Below are 3970 nucleotides of genomic sequence, written 5' to 3'. Positions count from 1 at the left end.
CCGGCCGCGGCCACCGGGAACAGCGCCACGAGGGTGGCGGCGAAACCCGCGACGGTCACGAGCGACTGGGCCATCGCCAGCACCGTCATGGTGAGCAGGACCGGCGCCGACTGGCTGGGCTGCTGGGCCAGCTGGACTCGATCGTGGTAGGCGGGGTCCTCCAGGGTCGCCAGCCCGGCGTCGCGGCTCACCGCGGCGAAGAGCTCGGTCTGGGTGTGCGCGGAGACCCGCCGCACGATCTCGGCGTCGAGATACCGGGCCGCGTGCTGCAGCACCGCCGCCACGCCGCCGACCGTCGCGAGCGCCGCCGCCACGCCGGCGATCGGTGGTCCGGGGAGGCCGGCCGCGCGGTCGAGCAGGAGCTTGGTGAGCCAGGCGACGGCGACGGGCGCGGCCCCGCCGCTCACCGCGACCGCCAGGCGCATGGCGGCGGTGGCCGGGGCGGCCCGCCAGTACACCCGGCAGGCGCCGGTCAGCGTCGCCAGCTGCCGGCGCAGGCCGCCGCGGGCTCGACTGCCCCGCGCCGTCACCGGACCGACGCCCGCAGGCAGTCGTCGAGCGAGCCGCCGGTGGCCGCGATCCGGCCGTCGCCGGCGACGAGCACGTAGGACGGCGTGGCCCGGACCTGGAAGGCGGAGGCGACGGGCCCGTGCAGCGGCTCGGTCAGCACGCGGCCGAGCCGGCCGAGCACCGGCAGCAGGCGCTGTGCCCCGCCGCCCGGCTCGACGGCCAGGACCGGCACGACCGTGATGCCGTCGGTCGCGAGGACGCCGGCGCGCTCCACCAGCTCGGGCGCCTCGGCGACGCAGGGCTCGCAGGTGTCGGAGAAGAACCCGAGCAGCGTCCGCCCGCTGCGCAGGTCGTCGGTGCGGAAGCTGGTGCCGTCGGTGGCGAACACGTCGAACTCGGGCGCCGCCGAGCCGACCGCGATCTCCACGGTCCGCGGCGGGGTGGCACCGCGCTGCTCATACTGCCGCATCCGGCGCAGCACGGCACCGAGCATCAACATATTTACGATCGCCACCAAGGAGATGATGACGACGGCCCCCGTGAGCAATGCCATGATCTCCCTTCGGTCACGATTGGCATTGACAAAGATCATTTTGAAATCGGCGTCAACAGTACCGCAATGTCGTCGAGCAGCGCCACGAACGCGACCGACACCGCCGCGACGAGCAAGCACAGCGCCAGCCCGGCCGGCTCGACGGCGGCCGGACCAGCGAGCAGGTCCGCGGCCAGCGCGAGCCCGGCCAGCGCGGCCAGGACCACGTTGCGCACGACGTGCCGCGCCGCGACGGGCGCGGCGCCGCGGCCGAAGCAGCGGCACGCCACCGCCCGACCCGCCCGCAGTACCCTGGCCAGGACCAGCACGAACGCTCCCAGGAGCAGGACGGCGCACGCCAGCGCAACCCGGTGGACCGCGGGCACCAGCACGGCCACCGCGACCAGCGACTCGGCGGCGACGGTCGCGACGGCGGCCACGCGGGCGGGCCTCGAGCCCAGACCCGTGAGCTCCCGCACAGCACCGGTGAACGCGACGAGCGCACCGCGACCGCGGAGCTTGCCGATCGCGGAGACGGCGAAGACTCCGCAGATGAGCAGCCTGATGCACCACACTGAATATGACACAACGCCCCCGTGCCGGTCATCATCACGCGCTCACATGAAAGCGCCTTCTGCAGCTTTCCCGCAGAATCCATGCATGTCAAGACGGTTTCCGGACAAACGAAAACGGCATTTCCGCCCGTGAATCGGATATTTCCCGAGAGCGCTCTCCCGCCATCTGCCCCGAGTGGCGGCACAGGAAGACGGCGGCGGCGTGCGCGCGACCGGCAGGACCTCGCCGACGCCGGCCAGGAACGGGTTGGTGGTGCGATACAGATCTCCGAGCGCCGGCGTGCCGACCGCGACCGGGTCCGGCACCACGGCGGGCAGGTGCGGGGCGAGCCGCGGCAGCCGGCACCCGCTTCCCCGCCGGACGCGCAGGTCAGGACTTATTTGGCGACTTACCTTAACTGTTAGGGTTCCTTACCTTGTGCCGGACGTCATCGATGGCCCATGATTCGAGAGAGCGGATCCGCCAATCCCGCCCGCCTACACCCGAAGGACCCCCAACCGTGCGCAAAAAGCTGACGCTGGCAGCGCTTGCCCTGTTGACGGCGCTGGGGGTGGGCCTCGTGATCCGGCCCGCCCTCGCCGCCACCCCGTTCAAGGTGCTCGCGTTCTACAACGGCACCTGGGACGCCGCCCACATCGACTTCGACAAGGAGGCCAGGGACTGGTTCCCCCAGCAGGGGGCCCAGAACGGCTTCACGTGGGAGGCCACGACGGACTGGAGCCGGCTCAACACCGGCAACCTCGCGCAGTACAAGGTGATCATGTTCCTCGACGACGCGCCGCCGGCCGGGCAGCGTGCCGCGTTCCAGCAGTACATGCAGAACGGCGGCGCGTGGATGGGCTTCCACGTCAGCGCGTTCACCACCGACCCGGGCTCCTGGAGCTGGTACTACAACACGTTCCTCGGCTCGGGCGCCTTCAGGACCAACACGTGGGGCCCGACGCGGATCACGTACAAGGTCGAGGACCGCAACCACCCGGCCACGGCCGGACTGCCCGCGACCTTCCAGTCGGCGGTCTCCGAGTGGTACTCGTGGAGCAACGACCTGCGGCAAAACCCGAACATCAACATCCTGGCGTCGGTCGATCCCAGCAGCTTCCCGGTCGGCACCGACCCGAACCAGTCCTGGTACAGCGGTTATTACCCGATCCTGTGGACCAACCGCAACTACCGGATGCTGTACGCCAACTTCGGCCACAACGGCATGAACTACACCACCAACACGCGCACCTCCTCGACGTTCGAGAGCGGCAACCAGAACCGCTGGATCATTCAGGGCATCCTCTGGCTGGCCGGGCAGTCCTCGAACCCGCCCTCCTCGACCCCGCCGACCTCGACACCGCCCACGTCGAGCGGCCCGATCTCGCCGTCGGCGTGGTACTCGGTGGTCAACAAGAACAGCGCCAAGTGCGTCGACGCCCGCGCGGCCGGCACGGCCAACGGCACGGCAATCCAGCAGTACGCCTGCAACAGCACGAACGCGCAGCAGTACCGCTTCCAGCCCACGAGCGACGGCTACGTGCACATCGACATCCGCGCCAACGCGGCCCAGTCGCTCGACGTGACGAACAGGTCCACCGCGGACAGTGCGCCGATCCAGCTGTGGGCGTACGGCGGGGGCACCAACCAGCAGTGGCAGCCGGTCTCCGAGGGCAACGGCTACTACCATTTCGTCAACCGGGCGAGCGGCAAGTGCCTCGACACGCCGGGCGCGTCCACTGCGGACAGTGTGCAGCTCGTGCAGTACGCCTGCAACGGCACCGGCGCCCAGTCGTTCCGCCTGGCGCAGGCGGCCTCCTGAGGTCTGCGTCCGCTGACCCGGCGTCCACCCGCCGTCACCGCGCGTCGATGCGGTGGCGGCGGGGGCGCGGGGAATGTCGGTGGTGCGCGGTAGGGTGCCGGGGTGACCGAGCCGCCGAACGTGCCGACCGCCCGACGGGTGGACGGGTGCCTGCTGATCGGCGACACGACCACGACGGTCGCGGTGCCGGACGGATGGCTCGCGGTGCTGGTGTCCCCGACAGCTCCAGCCGCCGCCGTGATCCCGGCAGTGCTGCGTGATCCCGTCGCCCTGACCTTTCCGGACTTCCCGGACAGCTCAGACGGCTCGGTTGGATCAGATTTATCGCACGGCGCGGTCTTATCGGGTAGCGCGCCCTTATCGGGCAGTGCGTCCTTATCGGACGGCATGGCCTTATCGGATGGTCGGAGCTTATCAGACCGTCAGGGCTTATCGGACGGCACGAATCTCTCGGACGGCACGAATCTCTCGGACGGCCCGGCTCCCTCGGACGGCACGAATCTCTCGGACGGCCCGGCTCCCTCGGACGGCACGAATCTCTCGGACGGCAC

4 protein-coding genes and 1 pseudogene are annotated in these 3970 nt (G+C 70.4%); 2 read left to right on the top strand and 3 right to left on the bottom strand.

What is annotated here, in order from left to right; genetic code table 11:
* The 3 genes and pseudogenes from ABT297_RS42235 to ABT297_RS42225 form a co-directional block, all read right to left on the bottom strand.
* Window positions 1–530 (bottom strand): annotated as a pseudogene (locus tag ABT297_RS42235) (ABC transporter ATP-binding protein); the annotation flags it as partial.
* Window positions 527–1063 (bottom strand): TlpA family protein disulfide reductase, encoded by a 537-nt coding sequence (locus ABT297_RS42230; RefSeq protein WP_350559570.1) that lies wholly within the window; start codon window positions 1061–1063, stop codon window positions 527–529. The pseudogene ABT297_RS42235 and the gene ABT297_RS42230, both read right to left, overlap by 4 nt.
* Window positions 1064–1098: 35 nt before the next feature.
* Window positions 1099–1629 (bottom strand): MauE/DoxX family redox-associated membrane protein, encoded by a 531-nt coding sequence (locus ABT297_RS42225; protein ID WP_350559567.1) that lies wholly within the window; start codon window positions 1627–1629, stop codon window positions 1099–1101.
* A gap of 488 nt (window positions 1630–2117) precedes the next feature.
* Between ABT297_RS42225 and ABT297_RS42220 the strand changes: the two genes are divergently transcribed.
* Window positions 2118–3419, top strand: coding sequence for a ThuA domain-containing protein (locus tag ABT297_RS42220; protein WP_350559564.1), 1302 nt, complete (start codon window positions 2118–2120; stop codon window positions 3417–3419).
* A 102-nt stretch (window positions 3420–3521) separates the two neighbouring features.
* On the top strand, window positions 3522–3970 hold a 449-nt coding region (locus ABT297_RS42215), incomplete at its 3' end, for a hypothetical protein (protein ID WP_350559561.1).

Source organism: Dactylosporangium sp. NPDC000555 (assembly GCF_040300025.1).
In the GTDB taxonomy this organism is placed as follows: Bacteria; Actinomycetota; Actinomycetes; order Mycobacteriales; family Micromonosporaceae; genus Dactylosporangium.
This window is presented reverse-complemented; position numbering and strand designations above follow the sequence as displayed.